The organism is Mesorhizobium album (assembly GCF_033977205.1).
Lineage (GTDB): Bacteria > Pseudomonadota > Alphaproteobacteria > Rhizobiales > Rhizobiaceae > Mesorhizobium > Mesorhizobium album.
In genome coordinates this window covers 1-23,789 of record NZ_JAVIIW010000001.1, presented here as the reverse complement: position 1 = coordinate 23,789, position 23,789 = coordinate 1, and the positions used below count along the sequence as shown (strand labels likewise).

21 protein-coding genes, 1 pseudogene and 1 riboswitch are annotated in these 23,789 nt (G+C 62.7%); of the genes and pseudogenes, 8 read left to right on the top strand and 14 right to left on the bottom strand.

From position 1 onward, the window contains the following. Positions 1–72: 72 nt before the first annotated feature. Complete coding sequence (locus RFN28_RS00110) at positions 73–591, bottom strand: GcrA family cell cycle regulator (protein WP_320285335.1); 519 nt, start codon at positions 589–591, stop codon at positions 73–75. Positions 592–947: 356 nt separating this feature from the next. Between RFN28_RS00110 and RFN28_RS00105 the strand changes: the two genes are divergently transcribed. From RFN28_RS00105 to RFN28_RS00095, 3 genes are all read left to right on the top strand, one after another. After that, positions 948–2,147: an aspartate aminotransferase family protein gene (locus tag RFN28_RS00105; protein WP_320285334.1), complete on the top strand. Its 1,200-nt coding sequence runs from the start codon at positions 948–950 to the stop codon at positions 2,145–2,147. Positions 2,148–2,162: 15 nt separating this feature from the next. Further along, a complete protein-coding gene (argF, locus tag RFN28_RS00100; RefSeq protein ID WP_320285333.1) occupies positions 2,163–3,074 on the top strand; it encodes an ornithine carbamoyltransferase in 912 nt (303 codons plus the stop codon). 123 nt (positions 3,075–3,197) lie between these two features. After that, a complete protein-coding gene (locus RFN28_RS00095; protein WP_320285332.1) occupies positions 3,198–4,229 on the top strand; it encodes an Hsp33 family molecular chaperone in 1,032 nt (343 codons plus the stop codon). A gap of 101 nt (positions 4,230–4,330) precedes the next feature. Here the strand turns inward: RFN28_RS00095 and apaG are convergent, their stop codons facing one another. After that, on the bottom strand, positions 4,331–4,723 hold the full coding sequence (gene apaG / locus RFN28_RS00090) for a Co2+/Mg2+ efflux facilitator ApaG/CorD (RefSeq protein WP_124996092.1): 393 nt from the start codon (positions 4,721–4,723) through the stop codon (positions 4,331–4,333). Positions 4,724–4,943: 220 nt separating this feature from the next. Here apaG and RFN28_RS00085 point away from each other — a divergent pair, with 220 nt between their 5' ends. Then, positions 4,944–6,089, top strand: a complete 1,146-nt coding sequence (locus tag RFN28_RS00085) for a ceramide glucosyltransferase (RefSeq protein ID WP_320285331.1) — start codon at positions 4,944–4,946, stop codon at positions 6,087–6,089. Positions 6,090–6,123: 34 nt separating this feature from the next. On the opposite strand, the gene RFN28_RS00080 is transcribed toward RFN28_RS00085, so the two are convergent. The 6 genes from RFN28_RS00080 to RFN28_RS00055 form a co-directional block, all read right to left on the bottom strand. Beyond that, positions 6,124–7,056: an ArsR/SmtB family transcription factor gene (locus tag RFN28_RS00080; protein ID WP_320285330.1), complete on the bottom strand. Its 933-nt coding sequence runs from the start codon at positions 7,054–7,056 to the stop codon at positions 6,124–6,126. A 69-nt stretch (positions 7,057–7,125) separates the two neighbouring features. Beyond that, positions 7,126–8,016 (bottom strand): carbohydrate ABC transporter permease, encoded by an 891-nt coding sequence (locus RFN28_RS00075; protein ID WP_320285329.1) that lies wholly within the window; start codon positions 8,014–8,016, stop codon positions 7,126–7,128. Continuing rightward, positions 8,016–8,897, bottom strand: coding sequence for a carbohydrate ABC transporter permease (locus tag RFN28_RS00070; protein WP_320285328.1), 882 nt, complete (start codon positions 8,895–8,897; stop codon positions 8,016–8,018). The genes RFN28_RS00075 and RFN28_RS00070 overlap by 1 nt, the downstream gene beginning before the upstream one ends. Before the next feature lie 84 nt (positions 8,898–8,981). Then, the gene (locus RFN28_RS00065; RefSeq protein ID WP_320285633.1) at positions 8,982–10,265 is read right to left on the bottom strand and encodes an extracellular solute-binding protein; all 1,284 of its coding nucleotides are present in this window, start codon (positions 10,263–10,265) and stop codon (positions 8,982–8,984) included. 313 nt (positions 10,266–10,578) lie between these two features. Further along, entirely contained in the window at positions 10,579–12,087 is a 1,509-nt protein-coding gene (gene arfA, locus RFN28_RS00060; protein WP_320285327.1) for an arabinosylfuranosidase ArfA, read from the bottom strand. 184 nt (positions 12,088–12,271) lie between these two features. Continuing rightward, positions 12,272–13,459, bottom strand: coding sequence for an O-succinylhomoserine sulfhydrylase (locus RFN28_RS00055; RefSeq protein WP_320285326.1), 1,188 nt, complete (start codon positions 13,457–13,459; stop codon positions 12,272–12,274). Positions 13,460–13,531: 72 nt separating this feature from the next. After that, a riboswitch (SAM riboswitch) is annotated at positions 13,532–13,609 on the bottom strand. Positions 13,610–13,755: 146 nt separating this feature from the next. On the opposite strand from RFN28_RS00055, the gene RFN28_RS00050 reads away from it, so the two are divergent. Beyond that, on the top strand, positions 13,756–14,850 hold the full coding sequence (locus RFN28_RS00050; RefSeq protein ID WP_320285325.1) for a 2'-deoxycytidine 5'-triphosphate deaminase: 1,095 nt from the start codon (positions 13,756–13,758) through the stop codon (positions 14,848–14,850). Between the two features lie 32 nt (positions 14,851–14,882). On the opposite strand, the gene RFN28_RS00045 is transcribed toward RFN28_RS00050, so the two are convergent. The 5 genes from RFN28_RS00045 to chvE form a co-directional block, all read right to left on the bottom strand. After that, the gene (locus RFN28_RS00045; protein WP_320285324.1) at positions 14,883–15,329 is read right to left on the bottom strand and encodes a hypothetical protein; all 447 of its coding nucleotides are present in this window, start codon (positions 15,327–15,329) and stop codon (positions 14,883–14,885) included. Positions 15,330–15,370: 41 nt separating this feature from the next. Further along, positions 15,371–16,360, bottom strand: a complete 990-nt coding sequence (gene araD1, locus RFN28_RS00040; RefSeq protein ID WP_320285323.1) for an AraD1 family protein — start codon at positions 16,358–16,360, stop codon at positions 15,371–15,373. 210 nt (positions 16,361–16,570) lie between these two features. Next, positions 16,571–17,863 carry a multiple monosaccharide ABC transporter permease gene (gene mmsB, locus RFN28_RS00035; protein ID WP_320285322.1) on the bottom strand — a complete coding sequence of 431 codons (1,293 nt, stop codon included), beginning with the start codon at positions 17,861–17,863 and terminating at the stop codon, positions 16,571–16,573. Continuing rightward, positions 17,860–19,395 carry a multiple monosaccharide ABC transporter ATP-binding protein gene (gene mmsA, locus RFN28_RS00030; protein WP_320285321.1) on the bottom strand — a complete coding sequence of 512 codons (1,536 nt, stop codon included), beginning with the start codon at positions 19,393–19,395 and terminating at the stop codon, positions 17,860–17,862. Before mmsA ends, mmsB begins: the two co-directional genes overlap by 4 nt. A gap of 113 nt (positions 19,396–19,508) precedes the next feature. Continuing rightward, entirely contained in the window at positions 19,509–20,579 is a 1,071-nt protein-coding gene (chvE, locus tag RFN28_RS00025; protein WP_320285320.1) for a multiple monosaccharide ABC transporter substrate-binding protein, read from the bottom strand. A gap of 290 nt (positions 20,580–20,869) precedes the next feature. Here chvE and RFN28_RS00020 point away from each other — a divergent pair, with 290 nt between their 5' ends. Both RFN28_RS00020 and RFN28_RS00015 read left to right on the top strand, forming a co-directional pair. Continuing rightward, a complete protein-coding gene (locus RFN28_RS00020) occupies positions 20,870–21,859 on the top strand; it encodes a LysR family transcriptional regulator (protein ID WP_320285319.1) in 990 nt (329 codons plus the stop codon). A gap of 106 nt (positions 21,860–21,965) precedes the next feature. Next, positions 21,966–22,313, top strand: coding sequence for a protamine-2 (modular protein) (locus RFN28_RS00015; protein ID WP_320285318.1), 348 nt, complete (start codon positions 21,966–21,968; stop codon positions 22,311–22,313). 61 nt (positions 22,314–22,374) lie between these two features. Here the strand turns inward: RFN28_RS00015 and galE are convergent, their stop codons facing one another. Next, positions 22,375–23,370, bottom strand: coding sequence for a UDP-glucose 4-epimerase GalE (galE, locus tag RFN28_RS00010; RefSeq protein ID WP_320285317.1), 996 nt, complete (start codon positions 23,368–23,370; stop codon positions 22,375–22,377). Positions 23,371–23,651: 281 nt separating this feature from the next. Between galE and RFN28_RS00005 the strand changes: the two are divergent. Then, a pseudogene (locus RFN28_RS00005) lies at positions 23,652–23,789 on the top strand (5-aminolevulinate synthase); the annotation flags it as partial.

Genomic DNA, 23,789 nt, shown 5'->3' with positions numbered 1-23,789 from the left:
CTTGCGCCGCACTCAGATGCCAGCACCCTGCTATTCGCTATTCGCTATTCGCTATTCGCTATTCGCCATCGCTCAGCGGCTTCTGCGCCGTTCCGCCGCCGGCTGGAACGCCACCCGGGCGTGATATTTGCAGTATGGTCCGGTCTCGGCGGCGTCGTTGCCGCAGAAGCTGAACTCTTCCGACAGCGGATCGCCGTTCGGCCACTTGCAGGTGCGCTCGGTCAGCTCGACGAGCTGCAGGTTGCGCGAGATCGGCACGACAACGTTCTCGACCGGGCGGATGTAGTGGCGCGCCACCGGCTCCGCGTCGAACTGCACCTGCAGCGCGGTCGCGCCGATGGAGGCCGTCACATGACGTGTCGTGCTTGCGGCGCGAGCCACCGATTTCTGCATCGAGGCCCCTTGCGTCGCCTTCTTCTGCCGCGCCGGCGCCGCGGTCGCGCGGCCGCGGCCCGAGAGTTTCAGGCGATGCACCTTGCCGATGACGGCGTTGCGGCTCACCCCGCCGAGCTGTGCTGCGATCTGGCTGGCGCTGAGGCCCTCCGACCACAATTTCCTGAGAAGTTCGACCCGCTCGTCAGTCCAGTTCATGAGACCGCGCTCCTGCTGAGGCGTACGGCAGTCAGAATCCTTTCCCGCCCCGGCTCCCGCCGGGCAAACAACACCACATCTACCGGGTGATTAGATCCGCCGCACGAAATCTAGTTATTTCTCGACTACAATTACCTCATGCGCTGACTCGGTGACAAGAGTCCCCAGGGCAACACGATTCGGTTTTTTCGGTTTTCCCCAACTTGCCTGACCACTTATGGGCCGGCGTGCCGTCGGGGCGTTGCTGCACGCTTCTGCGCGACGTTTTCGTTGACTTCATGGCCGAAAAACATGATAAGCCGCAAAGGCCGCCGCATTGGCGGCTTTTTTGATTTCCGGTTCCGGAGACGCATATAATGAGCGGTTCGGCGCTTTACGAGACCTTTGCTCGCGCACCCCTGGCTTTCGATCGGGGCGAGGGGACCTGGCTGGTCACCGACAATGGCGAGCGATATCTCGATTTCGCCGGCGGCATCGCCGTGAACTCGCTGGGCCACAGCCATCCGCATCTGGTCGCGGCGCTCACCGAGCAGGCCGGCAAGCTGTGGCATGTCTCCAACCTTTACGAGATTCCGGAGCAGCGCCGGCTGGGCGAGCGGCTGGTCGAGGCGACCTTTGCCGACAAGGTGTTCTTCACCAATTCCGGCGCCGAGGCGCTGGAATGCGCCATCAAGACGGCGCGGCGCTACCATTTCGTCAAGGGCCATCCTGAGCGTTTCCGCATCATCACCTTCGAGGGCGCCTTCCACGGCCGCACGCTGGCGACGATCGCCGCCGGCGGCCAGTACAAATATCTCGAAGGCTTCGGTCCCAAGGTCGAGGGCTTCGACCAGGTCGCCTTCGACGATATCGACGCCGCCGAAAAGGCGATCAAGCCGGAGACTGCGGCCATCCTGATCGAGCCGGTGCAGGGCGAGGGCGGCATCCGCCCGGTGCCGACGCAGTCGCTGAAGCGCCTTCGGCAGCTCTGCGACCAGCACGGCCTGCTTCTGATCTTCGACGAGGTCCAGTGCGGCATCGGCCGCACCGGCAAGCTGTTCGCGCATGAATGGGCCGGCGTGACGCCCGACCTGATGGCGATCGCCAAGGGCATAGGCGGCGGCTTCCCGATGGGCGCCTGCCTCGCCACCGACGAGGCCGCGACCGGCATGACGGCGGGCGTGCACGGCACCACCTTCGGCGGCAATCCTCTGGCGATGGCGGTGGGCAATGCCGTGCTCGACGTGGTGCTGGCCGACGGCTTCCTCGAGGACGTACAGCGCAAAGCGCTGCTCCTGAAGCAGGGCCTTGCGTCGGTCGCCGACGAATATCCCGACGTCATCGAAGGTATCAGGGGAACCGGCCTGATGCTTGGGTTGAAATGCGCCATGCCCAACGCCAAGGTGAACATGGCGCTGCGCGATCAGCACCTGCTCGCCGTGCCGGCCGGCGACAATGTCATCCGCCTCCTGCCGCCGCTCACTGTCACCGACGCCGAGATCGGCGAGGCGCTGGATCGCATTCGCGCCGGCGCCAAGGGCCTGACCGACGCCATTGCCGCCGAAGCCGCGAAGTAATTCTGGAATTTGCCGATGAGCGTTCGTCATTTCACCGACCTGTCCGCCGTTTCCGCAGGCGACCTGCGCATCATGCTGGACGACGCGGTGGCGCGAAAAACCAGGCTCAAGGCCGGCGAGCGTTCGAAGCCGCTCGAAGGCAAGGTGCTGGCGATGATCTTCGACAAGCCTTCGACGCGCACGCGCGTTTCCTTCGATGTCGGCATGCGCCAGCTCGGCGGCGAGACCATCATGCTGACCGGCACCGAGATGCAGCTCGGCCGTTCCGAGACCATCGCCGATACCGCCAAGGTGCTGTCGCGCTATGTCGACGCCATCATGATCCGCACCACCTCGCATGACCGGCTGCTGGAGCTCACCGAAAACGCGACCGTGCCGGTCATCAACGGCTTGACCGACGACACCCATCCCTGCCAGCTGATGGCCGACATCATGACCTTTGAGGAGCATCGCGGTCCGGTGGCCGGCAAGACCTTCGCCTGGACCGGCGACGGCAACAATGTGCTGCACTCGCTGCTTGAAGCCTCGGCGCGCTTCCGCTTCAATCTCAACGTCGCGGTGCCGGAGGGCAGCGAGCCGTTCGAGAAATATGTCGACTGGGCAAAGACCAATGGCGGCAAGGTCAAATTCGCCCGCTCGGCAGAGGAGGCCGTCGACCAGGCCGATTGCGTCGTCACCGACAGCTGGGTGTCGATGGGCCAGGAGCATCGCGCCCGCGGCCACAACGTCTTCCTGCCCTACCAGGTCAACGCCGCTCTGATGGCCAGGGCGAAGCCCGACGCGCTGTTCATGCATTGCCTGCCGGCGCATCGCGGCGAGGAGGTCACCGACGAGGTCATCGACGGGCCGCATTCGGTGGTGTTCGACGAGGCCGAGAACCGGCTGCATGCCCAGAAGGCTGTGCTGGCCTGGTGCCTGGGCGCTTGATCGGGGCTGACTTGACCGGGCCCAACTTGATCTGGGCCAACTTGATCCGGGACTATGTGATGCCTATTTGCGGGCCATCACGCAAATCGAACGCGCTTCGACCCATGCCGCCTGGAAAGCGGGATGGACGCGCCCCGGAGTTTTGTCATGCTGGAAACCCGTCTAATGGCTGAGCATCAACCCAAACTCGGTGAATTCGGCTTCGCCGGCGACGACCATGTCGTGCCTTACGAGGTGGCGCCGCTGGATGTGCGCGGCCGCACGGTGCAGCTCGGGCTGATGCTCGACGCCATCCTCAGCCGCCACGACTATCCCGAACCGGTCGCGCGCCTGCTGGCGGAGGCCTGCGTGCTGACGGTGCTCCTCGGCACGTCGCTGAAGTTCGAGGGCAAGTTCATCCTGCAGACCCGCACCGACGGACCGGTCGACATGCTGGTGGCCGATTTCACCACGCCGAATGCGCTGCGCGCCTATGCGCGCTTCGACGCCGGCCGGTTGCAGGCGCTGATTGCCTCAGGCGAGACCTCGCAGGAGAAGCTGCTCGGCACCGGCGTTCTGGCGCTGACCATCGATCAGGGTGCGCACACGCAGCGTTACCAGGGCATCGTCCAACTCGACGGCACATCGCTTGAGGAAGCCGCGCGCATCTATTTCCGGCAGTCGGAGCAGATTCCGACCGATATCAGGATGTCGGTCGCCAAGCTGGTGACGCCGGCTCCCGGCGGCGCCCGCGAGCAATGGCGCGCCGGCGGCATCCTTGCGCAGTTCCTGCCGCAGGCGCCGGAGCGCATGCGCGTGCCCGACATTTCGGGCGGCGACGGCGATCCGCGAGAGGTGACGCACGAGCCGGCCGACAATTCCTGGCAGGAGCTGCTGGCGCTGCTCGGCACCATCGAGCCGACCGAGCTGATCGATCCGACGGTGGGCGCCGAGCGGCTGCTCTACCGGTTGTTCCACGAGCATGGCGTGCGCGTCTTCCGTGGCGTGCCCGTCGCCGACCAATGCTCCTGCTCGCGCCAGAAGATCCGCGGCATCCTCGAAGGCTTTTCGGCCGAGGAGATCGAGCAAAGCACCGAGGATGGCGGCATCCGCGTCGCCTGTGAGTTCTGCTCGACGCAGTACGACTTCGATCCGGCGGAGTTTGCGGCAGAGTGAGATCGTCCTTCTCCCCATTTTACGGGGAGAAGGTGCCCGAAGGGCGGAAGAGGGGCGGCGCCAATTTCTGGTGATGGCCGCACATCCAGCGATCTTCGATCCTAATTCACCGTCCGTCTTGTCCCCGGCATGTCGAGGGAGAAGGCCGGGATGGCGACGTCGAACGTCTCGCCGCGTCCGTTGCGCATCGTGTAGTGGCCAACCATGATGCCGGACGGCGTCGAGAGCGGGCATCCTGACGTGTACTGGTAGCTGTCGCCGGGGTTGAGTTCCGGCTGGTCGCCGACGACGCCGGCGCCGCGCACTTCCTCGACGCGGCCGCGCCCGTCGGTGATGTGCCAGTAGCGCGACAGAAGCTGCACGAACTCGTCCGACCGGTTGTCGATCGTCACCTGATAGCCCCACACATAGCGGTTCTCGGACGGATCGGAACGATCCTCCAGGTAGAACGGCCTGACCTGCACTTCGATGTTGCGCGTGACGGCGCGATACATGGGCCTCTCCGGTTTGCCGGCTTAGGGAACATTTACCGCGCTTCGCGGTTGTTAGACGAAGCGCCGTCCATCCTGCCAGCTTCCAGCGCAGTTGTCGAAAAACAATGTCATTTAAGTGACACATGACAATGTTGGTGTGCACAAACCATGCGGGCGACTCGGGCGCTCTGTCGACTGATGAGACGGCCGCGGGCGGCCCTTCCGGAGTGACCAGAACTCGATGGAACTGACCTTTGCAGCCGCCTTTGCTTCGTCAGCCCTTCTTCTTTCCAATTTTGCCAGCATCCTGCTCGCCTCGTCGCGATTGAAGCCCAGGCGCCTCATTCCCCCGCCCCGAGGCAAGCAGCCGCCGGTCTCGATCATCGTGCCGTCGCGCGGCGTTGAGCCGTTCGCCGAGGAAACGCTCGAGCGCGCCTTCTCGCTCGACTGGCCGCGCTATGAGCTGATCTTCTGCGTCGCCCAGCCGGAAGACCCCGTGGTCAAGTTGATCGATGCCGCAATCGCGCGCTTCCCAAACGTTGCGGCGCGGCTCTTGATCGGCGAGGACAGGATCAGCGCCAATCCCAAGCTCAACAACTGCGTCAAGGGATGGCAGGCGGCACGGCACGACTGGGTGGTCCTTGCCGATTCCAACGTGCTGATGCCCAAGGACTATGTCCAACATCTGATGGCGGCCTGGCGGCCGGAAACAGGCCTCGTCTGCTCGACGCCGATCGGCTCGCGGCCGGACGGCTTCTGGGCCGAAGTCGAGTGTGCCTTCCTCAACACTCTGCAGGCGCGCTGGCAATATGCCGGCGAAGCGCTGGGGCTTGGCTTCGCCCAAGGCAAGAGCATGCTGTGGAACAAGCCGATGCTCGATGAAAATGGCAGCATCCACGCGCTTGCTGCCGAGATCGCAGAGGATGCGGCGGCGACCAAGCTGGTCAACAGCCTGGGGCTGCGTGTCAATCTCGTTGCCTCGCCCTTCGAGCAGCCGCTCGGCCAGCGCACGCTTGCCGAAATCTGGTCGCGCCAGGCGCGTTGGGCGCGGCTGCGCCGCGTCACCTTTCCTCTTTTTTTTGCGCCCGAGATCCTGACCGGCGTGGTCGTGCCGCTGATCTTCGCGCTGATCGCGGCAAAAAGCGCCGGCGTCAGCCTCCCCACCACGGCGCTCGGCGTGCTGGCGATCGCCTATGTGCCGGAATGCCTGCTCGCCTGGTCCAAGGGCTGGTACCTGTCGCTGCGCAGCGTCACCGCGATGATCGTGCGCGACGTAATGCTTCCCGTCATCTGGGCGCGCGGCTGGCTCGGCGGCGCGGTCGAATGGCGCGGCAACGCCATGACCATCCCCACCAAGGCAATGACCGAGCTGGAGGAGAGCATCTGAGCGCTCCAAAGGGACGCGAGCGCCCCGTCTGTCGTCAGCGACCGAGCTCGAGCCGCATGACTATATCTTGGTCATAGTTGCCAAAGCCGCGCCCAAATATGTTGACGCCGCCGGGATGCTTCGCCTTAGCGTCGATGCCGATCCTCATCCGGATCGAGCGATGCTCGGTGATGCCGAGGTCGTTCATCGTGACGTCGGAGATTCTGACGCCGTCGATGAAAGATCCCGACTGGCCGATCCGCCAGCTCTTCAACTTGCCATATTGTGAGCCCGCCAGCTTCCACCAGCTGGGCGTATAGACACCGCGCTTGTCGCCATAGTCGCCCGGCGACGTCCAGGTGCCGACCGCAACGTCGTTTACCCAAAGCGTGAGGTCGGAAGGCCAGTCCATATTGGTGCCGGGCACCTCCGACGAGAGCTCCATCGAGAACTCGATCGACTCTATCCGGGCATTGAGCAACTTGGCGTTGTTCGGAAATTTGTACTCGACGCTGCCCATTCCGAACCAGATGAGCGCCGCCTGGACGCGCGCAGGATCGAGGAAGGAATCAGGGACGTCCAGGAGGCCGATCACGCCATCGGTCGAGCAGAGACCGCAAGGCGGACTGACCTCGACGGATGTGAACAGGCCGAGCGGCATCGCGACTTCGATGATCTTCGCGTCGCGTTGAAGTTCCTCTTCCGCCTCGAACCGCACGATGATCTCATCGAAGCGGGCCGAACAGATCTTTTGATGGCCCTTCCTGGCCTTAACGGCCTCAGTCGCGATCAGGCCTGCTTCCTCGAGTGTCTGTACGTTGATGGCGACCGTCGATTGCGGCAGCTCCAGCCGGCGGGTGATGTCGTTGACGTTGAGCGGGCCTTCGCTGCGCAGGAGCTTTAGGATGCGTATGCGGATCGGTGACGCCAGTCCCTTCAAGATCTCGATGTCGTCCTCCGGATCGATGGTGAGGAAGTTGGGTTTCATAGACGACGGCGACCTGAGCGGGAAAGGAGGCAGTGTTTATATCATAATTTCTGATAGTCAAACGGATGGTCAGCCTTTGATGCCGGCCGAGAGCGTTATCGCCTGGGTCACGCGGCGCTGGAAAATCAGATAGGCCAGCGCAACGGGAAGTCCTGCCAGCACGGCGCCGGCCAGCTCGCGCGCATACTGGACACCGAAGGCGGAGTGCACCTGCGTGACGCCGACCGTGATGTTCATCGTCTCTTCGGAACTCTGCGCCAGGAACGGCCAGAGGAAAGCATTCCATGCGCCGATGAAGGTGATGATGGCCAATGCCGTGGTCACCCCCCAGTTCATAGGCAGGTAAATCTTGAACAGAAGCTGGAAATCGTTGGCGCCGTCCATGATCGCCGCCTCACGGAAGTCGCGCGGGATCGAATCGAAGAACTGCTTGTAGACGATGACGACGACCGGAACGATGAGCTGGGGAAGGATGATGCCGAGCCAGGTGTTGAGGGTGCCGAAATTCGACATCAGCACGAAGTGGGTGACTATCAGCGCCTGGATGGGCACCATGAAGCTCGCCATGATCGTCAGATAGAGCAAACGGCGGCCCGGGAAGCGCAATTGCGATATTGCATAACCGCAGGTGGCAGCCGTGAAGATGACGATTATGGTGACCGCTGCGGAGGTTACCAGCGAATTCAGGTACCAAAGTCCGATCTTCGTGTTCAGGAGAACGTAGGTGTAGGCCTCGAGGGTGAAGGTCTCGGGCCACAAGCGGACTCCGGGTTGAACGACCTCGTATTCCGGCTTGAGCGTGGTCACCGCGGCCCAATAGAGCGGAAAGGCCCAGATGATCGCGAATGCGAACGTCGCCAGCGTTAGAAGCAGTCCCGCGATGTCGAAGGCTCGTAGCTTGCGATGCCGGCCTTCGGCGCCGACGGTTGGCAGTTTGATGCGGCTGCTTTCGACACTCATCACTCGGCGCCCCTGGCGCGCAGTACCTGGTATTGCAGTACCGAGAGCGCGGCGATCAGCACGAACAGGGCAGTGGCAATCGTTGCGGCATAACCGCCATGATTACGCTGGAAGGCCTCGCGGTAGATGTACTGCACCAACACCATTGTCGGCTCGGAACGGCCGCCGACCGAAAACAGATAGACCTGATCGAATATCTTGAGCTGCAGGATGAGCTGGATCGTCGCCACGAGCGCCGTGACGGGCCAGATCAGCGGCCAGGTGATCTTCCAGAACAGCTGCCAGCGATTGGCGCCATCCATAGCCGCGGCGTCGTATATTTCCGGAGATATGTTTCTCAACCCTGCTATGAAGAGCAACACATTGAAGCCGTTGGTCCACCAGATCGTGATCAGCCCTACCATGGGAAGGAACCACGGGATCGTGCGGAAGACAGGCACGCGCTCGCCGTAGAAGAACTCGATCGGGTACTGCGCAATCCCGAACTGAAGGTCGAGGATCCAGCGCCACATCAGGAAGACCACCGAGACCGGCAGGATGTAGGGCAGAAAAAAGGCGGCAAGGACGACGCTTTGCGTCCATCCCTTCAGTCGGTCCACCATCAGCGCGATGAGGAGCCCGATCGCCACGTTCGGCACCACCGTGAGCACGACGAAATAGCCGGTGTTCCAGACTGCCGTCTTGAACAGCCTGTCGCCGAAGAGCCGAACATAGTTCTTGAAGTAGACCCAATCTCCCGCGCCGATCAGCGGCGCGTTCGTGAAGGAGAGCTCGAGCATCTTCAGGGTCGGATATATGAAGAGCACCAAGTAGATGAGCAGGAAGGGCGCAATCAGAATGAAAGCGCTGCGGCGTTCGGCGCGTCTGGTGCTTGCTAGCATCGCACCGGGTCTCCTGTTCGATCCAATCCGTCTCCGAAGGCCGTCCGCCGACAACCTGAGCCGTCGGCGGACTCCTCGGGAGGTTTACTCGGTCTGACCGTCCAGATCGTCGCGCATTTGCTCCATCGCGCCCTGCGGATCGAGCTCGCCGTTGATCGCCGGCATCAGGAAGTTTCCTGCCGCATCATAGACCGGCGAGGCTACACCGGCGAGCTTGGAGCTCGGATCGAACACCGCCGTTTTCGCAAGCGTCGAATAGGTGGCGTTCGGTTGCATCTTCTTGAAATCGTCGCTCGAAGTGACCGGTGAAAAGGCGGGGATGTGCCCCGCGGTTGCCCAGAACAGCGAATGCTCGTTCATCCATTTCACGACCTCCAGCACTGCCTTCAACTTCTCCGGCGAGATCTCCTTGCCTTTGCGATTCGGGATCGCGAAGGAGTGCGAGTCGGCCCAGGTTGCCGGCTGGTCGAAGAAAGTCGGAAGCTGGACAGCTCCCCACTCGAAGCCGAGCTTGTTCTGCTTGGCCAGGTCGGTGAAGGTGGGCACTTCCCAGACACCGTTGATGTGCATGGCGGCCTTGCCCGACGTGAAGAGCGCAATCGAGGCCGGATAGTCGGTCGACTTCGGCGCCAGCCCGTCGGCGACCCATTTGGCGACGACGCTCGTGGCCTTGACTGCCTTGTCGAGATTGTCACCTTCCAGAAACTTACCGTTGTCGGAGAGGAACTTGCCGCTCTGCTGACTAAACAGCGAGTAGAAGATGCGCCACTGCGAGTCGCCGGCAGCGCTGTGGATGGAGACGCCATATTCCGAGCCCCCGGCCTTCAGTTTCTCGAGAGCCGCGTGGAAATTGTCGACGCCGTCCAGGCCCTTCGGCAGGCCGTCTTGGCTGAGGAGACCGGCTGCGGCGAGCTTGTCTTTGTTGTAATAGAGAACGACAGAATGGATATCGAAAGGAATGGCGTATTGCTTGCCGTCCACCTGGGCTGCTTTCCAGTTGGCGGGCGCATAGTTGTCGGCTGAGAAGCCGGCGGCCTTCAACTCCTCGGGGGTGATTTCGCGCAGCGTCCCCGTAGCGACGCCGAGCGGCAGACGCGACAGGTGGTAGGTCATGAGATCCGGCCCCTCGCCGACGGCGGCCGAGGTCTGGACCTTCGTGTAGAACGGCACGCCCCATTCAAGCGTCGTCGCCTGGATCTCTATCGAATCCGCGTGTTCCTTGTTGAACTGATCGATCAGCGACTTCATGCGCACGCCGTCGCCGCCGCTCAGGAAATCCCACCAGACGACCGTCTCCTTCGCTTGCGCGCCGGCAGCGAATGCGATCAGTGCCGCCGTGGCCAGCGCCTTCTTCAGAATTCTCCTCATCATGATCCTCCCTTTTGGCAATCTTTCGCTTGCTTCGAGAAGTCGCCGCAGCGCTCGAATTCCTCCAGACGGTTTGGCAGCGGCAACCGATCCTGCGTGCCGTGCCCACTGTTGTTGCATCAAGACCGACAGGGCGGAGTCCGGACGCTCCTCACGCCCGCTACTCCTCGCGGCATGGCACAACAACGTAGATCGAGATTCTGTCTAGTTCCCTGACCTCAACGATACCTTTGGCTTATAGGACGGTCAACCAATCTTATGGTATGTATCATATTCTATGGTACATACCGCTTGCGCTCTCCCAACCGAGGTCTCAGACGCTCACGCGCACCAGATGATAGGACCTCGGCGGCAAGTTCCCTTTGACCCGCCCGTCAATGACCGAAATCCCATCGCCGATGCGGGGAGAGACGTGGTCCGGGTTGGCGACCGTGTTCGTGGCCTTGAGGTCGGGATGGGCAATCAACACGTGCTCGGCTATGCCCTTCGGCGCGAAACCGGCCATATCGATGTCGATAGCCAAAGCCTCGTCCGGATGGCGGTTGACCATGAAGAACGCCACGGTCCCACCGTCCCGGCTCCGCACTGCGGCAACGTCGAGATAGGGAACATCATCCGCCACCCTGGCATCGTAGGTTGGCACGTCCACGGCCACGTTCAAGGCGTCGCCGCGGCCGTAGAGGGAGGCGTAGTAATAGGGATAGTAGATGGTCTGCTTCCAGACCGGCCCGCCGGTTTGCGTCATGATGGGCGCGATCACGTTCACGAGCTGCGCGATGCAGGCGATCCTCACACGGTCCGACCGGCGGATGAATGTATTGAGCGCGCAGCCGACAAGCAGGACGTCCTCGAAATTATAGGCGTCCTCCAATAGACTGGGCGCCTTGGCCCAATTGACCCCGTCGCCGTCGCTGACGCCTTTCTTTCGGGTGTGATACCAGACGTTCCACTCGTCGAAGGAGATGTAGACGTTGTGCTTGGAGCGCTTCTTCGCCTTCACGTAGTCGATCACGCCGCCGATCGTCTGGATGTAGCGGTCGACCGGAACGGACTTGGCGAGGAAGTTCAGGTAGTCATCGTCCCAGTTGTCCCAGTATTGATGCAGCGAGATGTAGTCTACATTCTCGTAGGCGAGCTCGAGGACCTCGGCCTCCCAGGCGGGGTAGGTGGGCATGTTATGGTTGGAGGAGCCGCAGGCGACGAGCTCGAGGGTCGGGTCGAAGACCTTCATGGCGCGACCGACCTCGTTTGCGACGCGACCATATTCATGGGCCGTGCGATGGTTCATTTGCCACGGCCCGTCCATCTCGTTGCCGAGGCACCAGATCCGAACGTTGTGCGGCTCGGCCGAGCCGTTCTTCCTGCGCAGGTCGCTCCAGTAGCTGCCCCCCGGATGGTTGCAGTATTCGAGCATGGCGAGCGCCTCGGTGAATCCCTTCGAGCCGAGATTGACCGCAAGCATGGGCTCGGTCCCGGCCTTGCGGCACCAACGAATGAACTCATCCGTCCCCATCTCGTTGGTCTCGGTCGTCTTCCAGGCGTAGTCGAGCCGTACGGGCCGCTCATTCTTCGGTCCGATTCCATCCAGCCAGTCGTAGTTGGAAACGAAATTGCCGCCGGGGTAGCGAACCAGCGGCGCCTTCAGGCCGCGCACCAGTTCCAGCACATCGTCGCGGAACCCGTCCTCGTCGGCCGTCGCGTGGCCCGGCTCGTAGATGCCGCCATAGACGGCGCGTCCAAGATGCTCCAGAAAGGCGCTGTAGATGCGATCGTCGATCGTCCCGATCTTGAAATCCCGGTGGACCGCTATACGCGCCTTCATGTCCGTCGCCTACCCTCTATATCATTGAAATTGATATGTACCATGGCATTTGAACATTGGCTGCGGCCAGTGTCAATCGCAGCTTAAGGCGACTTTTGGGGTTTGGAGGTGCGTTCGCTCCGAGCTGTCGAAACGCTGCCCGCAGCATCGTGTCAGACCCGGGAAGTTGCCGGTCTGATCGCCACTATCTGGCGGCCCTCAGCGCCTGTTCGACGTCGTTGAGCAGATCGTCTGTATCCTCCAGGCCGACGGAGAGCCTGAGCGTGCCCGGACCGATGCCGAGCTCGGCGCGCGCCTCGTCGCTGAGATTCTTGTGCGTCGTCGTCGCCGGATGGGTGATCAGGCTCTTGGCGTCGCCGAGATTGTTGGAGATCAGCACGATGTCGAGCGCGTTCTGGAAGGCGAAGGCCGCCTGCTTGCCGCCCTTGACGTCGAGGCAGATCAGCGTCGAGCCGCCCGACATCTGTTTCTTGACGATGTCGGCCTGCGGGTGGTCGGCCCGGCCCGGATAGATCACGCGCGCGATTTCCGGCCGGCCAGCCAGGAAATCGGCGATCTTGCCGGCGCTCTCGGTCTGCTGGCGCACACGCAGCGGCAGCGTCTCCAGGCCCTTGAGCAGCGTCCAGGCGTTGAAGGGCGACAGGCTCGGGCCGGTGTGGCGGAAATAGTCGTGCAGGTTCTCGTCGATCCACTTCTTGTCCGACAGGATGACGCCGCCCAGACAACGGCCCTGTCCGTCGATGTGCTTGGTCGCCGAGTAGACGACGACATGGGCGCCGAGCTGCAAGGGCTTCTGCTGCAGCGGGGTGGCAAAGACATTGTCCACGACCACGCGCGCGCCGATCGAATTGGCTAAAGCGGCGACTGCGGCGATGTCGACCACTTCTAGGGTCGGGTTGGTCGGGCTTTCCAGGAAGAACAGCTTAGTGTTCGGCCTGACCGCCTTTTCCCAATTGGCGATGTCGGTGCCGTCGACCAGCGTCGCCTCGATGCCGTAGCGCGGCGCCAGCGTCTCGACCACCCAGCGGCAGGAGCCGAACAGCGCCCGCGCCGCCACGATATGGTCGCCTGCCTTGACGCTGCAGAGCAGCGCCGCGCTGACCGCCGCCATGCCGGAAGCGGTGGCGCGCGCATCTTCCGCGCCTTCCAGCGCGCACATGCGCTTCTCGAACATGTCAACCGTCGGATTGGCATAGCGCGAATAGATGAAGCCCGGCTCCTCTCCCTTGAAGCGGGCTTCCGCCGCCTGGGCCGTCTCATAGACGTAGCCCTGGGTGAGATACATCGCCTCGGCGGTCTCGCCGAAGCCGGAACGCAGCGTCCCGCCATGCACGAGTGCAGTCTGAGGCTTCCAGTTACGCGTCTTGCTCATCGCCCTAGTCCAACCCTAAGAACCGTCCAAACACAAAAAAACCGGCCGCGATGTCGCAACCGGTCCATACGGCCTTGCAGCCCAACGGTCCTTTAGCGACTTGTTTAACGTGGCTGCAAGCCGACCGGCCAAATCACCACGGGATAAAGCCCCTTTAGACCCGCGCCGCGCTTGCGTCAATTGCCGGCTTGATTAAGAGGTTTGTACCAGGCAGGAACCGCAGACCGTTTGCGGTTTTGCGGCAGGAGCTTGCAAAAGAACCACGCGCTTGCCCGGCCTTCGATCGGAGCCAGACCTTGCGGCAGACAGGCATTCTTCCGGATCAGGACATCGCGGCGCTGTTTCAGTCCGGCGCGCTGAAAACGCCGCGCGCGCTCGACACCAACCAGATCCAGCCGGCCAGCCTCGACCTCAGGCTGGGCGACACAGCCTTCCGCGTGCGCGCCTCCTTCCTGCCCGGTCCCGATCACCTGGTGGCCGACAAGCTCGACCGGCTGAAGCTGCATGAGTTCAGCCTCGCCGAGGGCGCCGTTCTGGAGACGGGCTGCGTCTACATCGTGCCGCTGCTCGAAAGCCTGGCGCTGCCGGCGCAAGTGTCCGCTTCGGCCAATCCGAAGAGCTCGACCGGGCGGCTGGACATTTTCACCCGCGTCATGACTGACCGCGGCCATGAGTTCGACAAGATAGCCGCCGGTTATCACGGCCCGCTCTATCTCGAGGTCAGCCCGCGCACCTTCCCGATCGTCGTGCGCGCCGGCTCGCGCCTGTCGCAGATCCGCTTCCGCATCGGCAATGCGGTGCTGTCAGAGAACGAATTGCGCGACCTCCACCGCGCCGAGATGCTGGTCGCTACCGAGCCGCCCAACATTTCCGGCGGCGGCATCGCGCTCTCCATCGATCTCGACGGCGACAAGGACGGCCTTGTCGGCTATCGCGGCAAGCACCACACCGGCCTTGTCGATGTCGACAAGCGCGCCGCCCAGGATGTCGTCGACTTCTGGGAGCCGCTCTACAAGAGCGGCGCCGGCGAGCTGGTGCTTGATCCGGACGAGTTCTACATCCTGGTCAGCCGTGAGGCGGTGCATGTGCCGCCGCTTTATGCCGCCGAGATGACGCCCTTCGATCCGCTGGTCGGCGAGTTCCGCGTCCACTATGCCGGCTTCTTCGATCCGGGGTTCGGCCATTCCGCCACCGGCGGCAGCGGCAGCCGCGCGGTGCTTGAAGTGCGCAGCCATGAGGTGCCGTTCATCCTCGACCACGGCCAGATCGTCGGACGCCTCGTCTACGAGCATATGCTGAAGCGGCCGCAGGCGCTCTACGGCACCGATCTCGGCTCGAACTACCAGGCGCAGGGGCTGAAGCTCTCCAAGCATTTCAGAGCAGCGCGCTGATTTTTCCGTCGGCGATCCGGGATAGAGCCTCGTCAGCCGCCAAATATGCGCTGCTTCGCGGTGCCGAGACACGCGTTGAAATAGCCGATGAACAGCAGTTCGCGGCCTGCCAATCGCTTCTTGCCCCAAGAAGCAACCGGCTTTTCCGCATCGAGCGAGGTCTTTGATTCCTTCAAGGGGAACAATAGTTTGCCCACGCAAAGAAGGACGTGCGCTCGGGCAGAGTCGATGCCACAGGATTTGGCTCGCTCACTCAGCTTGTCTGCGCGAAGCTCCGACGTCCGCCGGTCGGCTCCGCTCATCAGAAAGGCAGCCTGTTCGCCTGAATATCCTGCTGCCAGGAGCCGGTTTGCCAGCAGCTCGCGGGCTTCCCGAAAGGATTTGGCGCTGCATTGCGTCGCGGCATGGACCACCGACGCCGAGAGTGCGAGCGAGAGCGCAAGTCCCACAGACACAACAAAGGACCGCAGGTAGCTCATTGCCCGAGCCCGCCGTCCGAAGTTTGTGCCTTTCTCCTTGTTCACAGCGCCTTGACCGCCACCTTCACCGGCTTTTCGATCTCGAGCGGGTTGCGCAGCGGCAGCCCAAAGTCCTTGGCTTCGATCTCGAACACGTCGCCCGCTTCCGTCCTGACGCCGTCCGCGAAGGACAGCGTCGCGGTGCCGAACATGTGCACATGCACGTCGCCCGGTTGGCGGAAGGCCGAATATTTGAAATGGTGATGCTCGAGATTGGCGATGGTGTGCGACATGTTCGCCTCGCCCGACAGGAATGGCTTTTCCCACAGCACCTTGCCGCCGCGCCAGATGCGCGATGAGCCCCTGATGTCGGCGGGGAGCTCCCCGATCAGGATCTCCGGCCCGAACGAGGCATTGCGCAGCTTGGAATGCGCGAGGAACAGGTAGTTCACCCGCTCCGTCACGTGATCGGAAAACTCGTTGGAGAGCGTGAAGCCGACGCGAAATGGCGCGCCGTCGTCGCCAATGACATAGATGCCGGCGATCTCCGGCTCCTCGCCTGCGTCCTGCGCGAAGGCGGGCGACATCAGCGCAGCACCCGGGGCCACCGCCATGGTGCCGTTGCCCTTGTAGAACCATTCCGGCTGCACGCCGATCTGGCCCTTCGGCGGCTTGCCGCCTTCCAGTCCCATACGGAACATCTTCATGGAATCGGTGAGCTGCTCTTCGCCGTCGCTGAGCTTCTTGTGCATGGAATCGCGCGTCGCGGCGGAGCCGAGATGCGTAAGGCCGGTGCCGGTGAGGTGGAGATGCGCCGGATCGGGATGGTTGATCGGCGAGACCAAGCGTCCCTTCTTGTAGGCGGCGTCGAGATCGACCGTCTCGCCATAGCCCTTGCGCTCGATCAGCGCTTCCAGGCCGGTGCCGGTGCGCGCCGCCTCCATCGCCAGCGAATAGACGCTGCGCGCGCCGTTGATGATCCGGGTCTTGCCGCCGCTGCGGGCAACGACGCGGATCGTCTCGGCGTCGTCGAGGATCTGGGAAATCAGCATGGTGAACCCTCTCTTTTGCCTTGGCCCGGCTGCCGATGGACAAACCCTGACCGGCGCGGCCCGGAACCGATCCGCGCCACAGTTGAAAATCTTCCTCCGGATTGCGCTCGCGAGCCCGGTCCTTCAGGGGACTTCTTGGCGTCGGCGGGTTGTTGCCGGCAGCTTCGCGATCTGGACCCGTATGCCTCCTGCTTTCCTCGTCTGCGGCGGTTAAGCCTTGTTCTTGTTGTAGACGTCGAAGATCACGGCGCCGAGCAGCACCAGGCCTTTGACCACCTGCTGCCAGTCGACATTGACGCCCATGATCGACATGCCGTTGTTCATCACTCCCATGATGAAGCCGCCGACCACGGCGCCGATCACCTGTCCGACGCCACCCATCGCCGAGGCACCGCCGATGAAGACTGCCGCGATCACGTCGAGCTCGCTGCCGAGACCGGCGGCCGGCACGGCCTGGCCGAGGCGCGCGGCGATGATCAGGCCGCCGAGCGCCGACAGCACGCCCATGTTGATGAAGACCAGCAGCGTCAGCCTTTCGGTGTTGATGCCCGAAAGCTGTGCCGCCTTGGCGTTGCCGCCCATGGCATAGATGCGGCGGCCGATGGTCATGCGTTTGGTGACAAAGACAAACAGCGAGATCAGCACGCCCATGACCAGAAGCACGACCGGCAGGCCCTTGTAGCTCGCGAACTGGAAGACCAAGAACAGCGCCAGCGCGCTGCCCACAACCGTCTTGACGACGAACAGCGGGAAAGGCTCGGCCTCATAGCCGTGCCGCTCGCGCTTGCGCCGGGCTCTCAGCCCGAAATAGGCATAGGCGAGCACCGCGACCACGCCCAGCACCACCGTCGTCATATGCAGCGTAAGCCCGCTGCCGACGATGGTCTTGCCGGCGGCGTTCACCGTCGGCGGGATCAGCGTCAATGGGCCGATCACATCCGGGATGAAGCCGGAGCTCAGCGCCTTGAAGCTGTCCGGAAGCGGGCCGACCGAGGAGCCGCCGCCAAGCAGCGCCTGGCAGATGCCGCGGAAGATCAGCATGCCCGCCAGCGTCACGATGAAGCTCGGTATCCGGTGATAGGCGATCCAGTAGCCCTGCGCCGCGCCGATCAGCGCGCCAACGATCAGGCAGACGATCGAGACCACCAGCGGATTGCTGAATATCCCGAGCGGCCAGATCACCATCATCATCGCGGCCAGGGCCCCGATGAAGCCGGCGACGGAGCCCACGCTGAGGTCGATGTAGCCGGCGACGATCACCAGCAGCATGCCGAGCGCCATCACGATGATGAACGAGTTCTGCTGCACCAGGTTGCTGAGGTTCACCGGTTTGAACAGCGTTCCCGACGTGGTGTACTGGAAGAACAGCATGATGACGATCAGCGCGATGATCAGGCCGTATTCGCGCAAATTCGTCGTCAGGGCCGACACCGCGATGCGCGGCCCATGCTTGACGTCTTCGGCGACGCCGCTTTGCGGTGCGGGGGCGCTGTCTGTGCTCATGATGCTTTTTTTCCTTCTCCCCGGACGATGGCGCGCATGATTTTTTCCTGGCTGGCTTCGCTTGCCGGCATTTCGCCGACCATGCGCCCTTCGTTCATGACGTAGATGCGGTCGGTAATGCCGAGCAATTCCGGCATTTCCGACGAGATGACGATGATCGCCTTCCCTTCGGCGGCGAGGCGGGCGATGATCGTGTAGATTTCGTACTTGGCGCCAACGTCAATGCCGCGCGTCGGCTCGTCGAGGATCAGCACTTCCGGATCGGCGAACAGCCACTTCGACAGCACCACCTTCTGCTGGTTGCCGCCCGAGAGGTTGCCGGTCAGCTGATAGACGCTGGAGGCGCGGATGTTGGTCTTCTTGCGATAGTCGTTGGCCACGCTCATCTCGCGCATGTCGTCGATGACGCCATGGCGCGAAACCCCGGACAGGTTGGCCAATGTCACATTGTGCTTGATGTGGTCGATGAGGTTGAGCCCGAAGGTTTTGCGGTCTTCGGTGACATAGGCAATGCCGCTTGCCACCGCCTTGCTCACCGACGAGAGGTCGATCGGCTTGCCGTGGAGCGACACCTCCCCGGTGATGTGCCGGCCATAGGAACGGCCGAACAGGCTCATCGCGAATTCCGTGCGGCCTGCGCCCATCAGCCCGGCGATGCCGACCACTTCGCCCTTGCGCGCATTGAGGTTGATGTTCTTGATCACCTGCCGCTCGGCGTGGATCGGGTGATAGACCGACCAGTTCTTCACTTCCAGGATCACGTCGCCGATCTGCGGCTCGCGCGGCGGATAGCGGTCGTCGAGCGAGCGGCCGACCATGGAGGTGATGATACGGTCCTCGCTGATATCCTTCCTCGGCAAGGTTTCGATGGTGCGTCCGTCGCGGATGACGGTGACTTTGTCGGCGACCCGGTTCACCTCGTTGAGTTTGTGCGAGATCAGGATCGAGGTCATGCCCTGCCGCTTGAACTCGAGCAGGAGGTCGAGCAGCGCCTGGCTGTCCTTTTCGCTGAGCGAGGCGGTCGGCTCGTCGAGGATCAGCAATTTCACTTCCTTGCTGAGCGCCTTGGCGATCTCGACCAGCTGCTGCTTGCCGACGCCGATATTGGTGATCAGCGTCTTGGGGTCTTCCTTGAGGCCGACCTTCTGGAGCAGGGCGCTGGTGCGCTTCTCGTTGGCGTTCCAGTCGATGACGCCGTAGGTGGCGTGCTCGTTGCCGAGGAAGATGTTTTCCGCGATCGACAGCATTGGCACCAGGGCAAGCTCTTGGTGGATGATGACGATGCCGATATGCTCGCTGTCGTGGATGCCCTTGAAGTGGCATTCCTGGCCGCGAAAGACGATTTCGCCCTCATAGGTGCCGGACGGGTAGACCCCCGACAGCACCTTCATGAGCGTCGATTTGCCGGCGCCGTTCTCGCCGACGATGGCGTGGATCTCACCTTCCTCGACGCTAAGGTTGACGTTCGACAGCGCCTTGACGCCGGGAAACGTCTTGGTGATGTCACGCATCTCCAAAATCGTCGAGGTCATCAGGAATTGAGCTCCCTAGAAGTCGGCAAAAGAGGCCGGTCAGACAATACCGGGGCCGCTCTTGAACGAAAAGGGGTCCTGCGTGCGCAGGACCCCTCGCTTTGCTTGCTGGATTACTTCAGCTCGTCGGCCTTGATGTAGCCGGAGTCGACTACCTGTGCCTGGTAGTTCGACTTGTCGACCTCATGCGGCGTCAAAAGGATCGAGGGAACGACCTTGACGTCGTTGTTGTAGGTCTTGGTGTCGAGGCCGTCAGGCTTGCCGCCGGAAAGCACCTTGTCGACCAGCTGCACGGTGGACTTGGCCAGTTCGCGGGTGTCCTTGAACACCGTCGAATACTGCTCGCCCGAGATGATCAGCTTGACCGAGGCGGTTTCGGCGTCCTGACCGGTCACGATCGGCCAGGGCTGTGCGTCCGTGCCGTAACCGACAGCGCGCAGCGAGGCGGTGATGCCGCGCGACAGGCCGTCATAAGGCGACAGAACGCCATCGACGCGGCTGCCGTCCGAGTAGTTGGCCGAGAGCAGGTTGTCCATGCGGGCCTGGGCGGTGGCAGCGAGCCAGCGCAGCGTGCCGACCTTGTCCATGCCCATCTGGCCGGACTTGATCTTGATCGAGCCGTTGTCGATCAACGGCTGCAGGACAGACATCGCGCCGTTGTAGAAGAAGAAGGCGTTGTTGTCGTCGGGCGAGCCGCCGAACAGCTCGACGTTCCACGGCTTGGTGTTCGGGAAGCGGTCCTTGAGGCCCTTGACCAGGGAATTCGCCTGGATGACGCCGACGCCGAAATTGTCGAAGGTGGTGTAGTAGTCGACATTCGGGGTCTTCTTGATCAGGCGGTCATAGGCGATGGTGACCACGCCGGCATCGTTGGCCTTCTGCAGCGCATCGGCCATGGTGGTGCCGTCGATCGAAGCGATGATCAGCGCCTTCGGGCCCTTGGTGATTTCGTTTTCCAACTGGCTGAGCTGGTTCGGGATGTCGTCCTGCGCGTATTGCAGGTCGACCGTGTAGCCGAGGGCCTCGAGCTGGGACTTGACGGCGTCGCCGTCGTTGATCCAGCGCTGCGAGGTCTTGGTCGGCATCAGCACGCCGACGAGGCCTTTGTCGGCTGCGTGTGCCGAGTAGGTCATGGCAGCGACGCCAAGGGCCGCGACGGCGGCCAGTGTCTTGATGATCTTCACATTACTCTCCCTGGTTGATGGACGCGACACCTCGGGGCTTCGCGGGCCGCGCAGTCGAGCAGGAGCGCGGTCGCGCTTCTGTCGGCTTTATCGATCTCCGGTATCCTCCCAATCGGTCCCGCGACGCTTTTCAATCGATACGATTTCGCTCGTTGCCGATCTCTGCGCCTCGGAACGCGCGAAGGGTGGGTTCCTTTGACATAACTGTCAAATGCGATCTTTGGTGGTTGCTATACCGGAGCTGGTATAGTTTAAGGCGGAACAAAAACTGGTGGAGCGGCTCGAAAATCATGGCGGCGTTGCGCGATCACGAAGCGATTTCAGTAAGTTACGAGAAGCTGCCGGGAGAAGGAAAGACGCTCCTACGCAGCGGCTTGAGCCTGCGCCATATGCGTATGATCACCGCCCTCGACGATCACGGACGGGTGAGCGCCGCCGCCCAGGTCATGAACATCTCCCAACCGGCCGCCTCGCGCATGATCGCCGAGATGGAGGCGGTGCTCGACGTGAAGTTGTGTGAGCGCCTGCCGCGCGGCATCACCCTTACCCCTTACGGTCAGGCGCTCGCCAGGCGCGCCCGCTCGATCCTGCTCGAGATGCGCGAAGCCGACCGCGAGATTTCGGAGCTCAAGGCCGGCAAGGGCGGTTCGGTGTTCCTCGGTGCGGTGACGGCACCGGCGATCGAATTGGCTGTGCCGGCGATTCGCGAGATACGGCGCATCTACCCGCGCATCGAGATCACCATGCAGGTCGAGACGTCGAACGTGCTCGCCCGCGAGCTGATCGCGTCGCGCCACGATTTCATCATCGCCCGCATCCCCGACGATCTCAATCCGCGGCTGTTCGAATCGCGCGTCATCGGCATCGAGAAGGCCTGCCTGATCGTGCGTCGCGGCCATCCGCTTGCCAGCGGCCGGACGGTCGGTCTGGAGGAGACGGCGGCCTATGACTGGGTCTTCCAGTCCGGCGGCTCGCCGCTGCGCCAGGCGATGGAAAGCAATTTCCTCAATCGCAACATCCCGCTCCCCGACCGCATCCTCAACACCTCTTCGCTGCTGCTGACGCTGGTGATGGTGGCGCAATCCGAGGCCATTGCCCCCGTTTCGGTGCAGGTGGCCAGGTTCATCCAGAGCGCCGACGGGCTGGCGGGAGCGATCGACGTCGTGCACACAGAGTTCGACATCGAGGTGAGGCCCTACAGCCTGATCACGGTCAAGAACCGCGTGCTCTCGCCCGCCGCCAAGATGCTGCACGACTTCATCTTACGTGAAGTGGGGTGATGGAACGACAATGGCACCCGCACGTTCAAACCGATCGGCAGCGCGCTGGAGCTTGTTTTCCGGGTGAGGGACGAGCCGCCGATGCTCAATAGCTCGGGAGGTTTCGATGGAACGTCGGTTGTTTCTAACTGGAATGCTTGGCGTTGCGGGGGCGGCGGCACTTGCGGGCCTCGCCGGACCGGGCAAGGCGGTTGCAGGCATCCCCAAGGGCAACGGAATTCTCGATGAATTGGATAAGCCGGATCCGGCCATCTACGAGGAGGATGAGCAGGCCGATCTGCTGCAGCCGGTTCAGTACTATTATCGCCGCCGTCGCTACTACCGCGATCGGTACTACTACCGCCGTCGCCGCCGCCGGCGGGTTTGGAGAAGGGTCTGCCGCCGCTACTGGCGTTATGGCTGGCGTCACGTCCGCTGCTGGCGGCGCCGCGTCTGGGTCACTTTCTGGCTCTAACTGTTAGTTTTACGCAATTCCAGGGAAAGCCTTTGCGGACTTTCCCTGGAATTGCTCCAATTTAGCCCCGCGCCGAATTCTTGCCGGTCAGGATGCGCTCCCAGGCCAGGGCGTCGGCGACGATCTGGTCGAGATCGTCGCGCTGCGGCGTCCAGCCGAACTCTTTGCGGGCAAGCTCGGAATTGGCGACCACGGCGGCGGCATCGCCGGGCCGTCGGTCGCCCATCCTGACATCGAAATCATGGCCGAAGGCACGGCGCACGCTCTCGATCACTTCCAGCACCGAATAACCGTGGCTGTAGCCGCAATTGGCGACGAGGCTGGTGCCGCCCTCGCGCAGCCGCTGGAGCGCAAGCCGGTGCGCCGCCGCGAGATCGCTGACATGGATGTAGTCGCGGATGCAGGTGCCATCCGGCGTCGGGTAGTCCTTGCCGAAGACCTGCATGAACGGCCGCTTGCCAAGCGCGGTCTCGCAGGCGACCTTAATCAGATGCGTAGCGCCGGGCGTCGATTGTCCGGTGCGGCCCCTGGGATCGGCGCCGGCAACGTTGAAGTAGCGCAGCGCCGTGTAGCGGATGTCGTGCGCGATGGCAGCATCGCGCAGCATCCATTCGCTCATCAGCTTGGAGAGGCCGTAGGGCGATTCAGGCGCCAGCCGCGCGTCCTCGCGCACCGGCTCCAGCCCGGCGCCACCATAGACGGCGGCGGTGGAGGAGAAGATGAAATGCGGCACGCCCTCACGCACGGCGGTCTCGATCAGCGTGCGCGTCTTGCAGGTATTGTTCTCGTAGTAGCCGAGCGGGTCGGCGACCGATTCCGGCACCACGATCGATCCGGCGAAGTGGATGATGGCGTCGACCTTGTTTTCCCGGATGATCCGGCCGACCAGCTCGCGGTCGGCGACATCGCCGACGACGAGCTTCGCCTCGGGCGCCACCGCCCATTCGAAGCCGGTGGAAAGCCTGTCGAGCACGACGACGCTTTCGCCGGCGTCGAGAAGCTCCCAGACCATGTGGCTGCCGATATAGCCGGCACCGCCCGTCACCAAAATCGTCATCTTCTACCTCGCTGATCAAGATTTATCGGAAACTGTCTCAACAGCCGCCGTGCTGGAAACCCCGCCCCAAGCCCATTAGCCTCCCTTTTTGTGTTAAGTTCGTAACAGTTCCTCCTGCCTGAGGCATCGTACCGAAACAAAACTGGTTCACACAGCCGGGGAATAGGCCATGATCGGCCGTCGTTAGGAACAGACCCGGGGCGTGGCATTTTGACCGGTTGGGCGCGGTGGACGCGAAATAGGCCAGTGACTATGATCCGGCGCAAAATTGGGAAGCCGACATGAACTACCAGCGGTTCTTCGAAGATGCGATCGACCAGCTCCATGCGGAGCGGCGCTACCGTGTCTTCGCCGACCTCGAGCGCATCGTTGGCAAGTTTCCGCGCGCCATCTGGCGCTCGAACGGCCGCGCCCAGGAA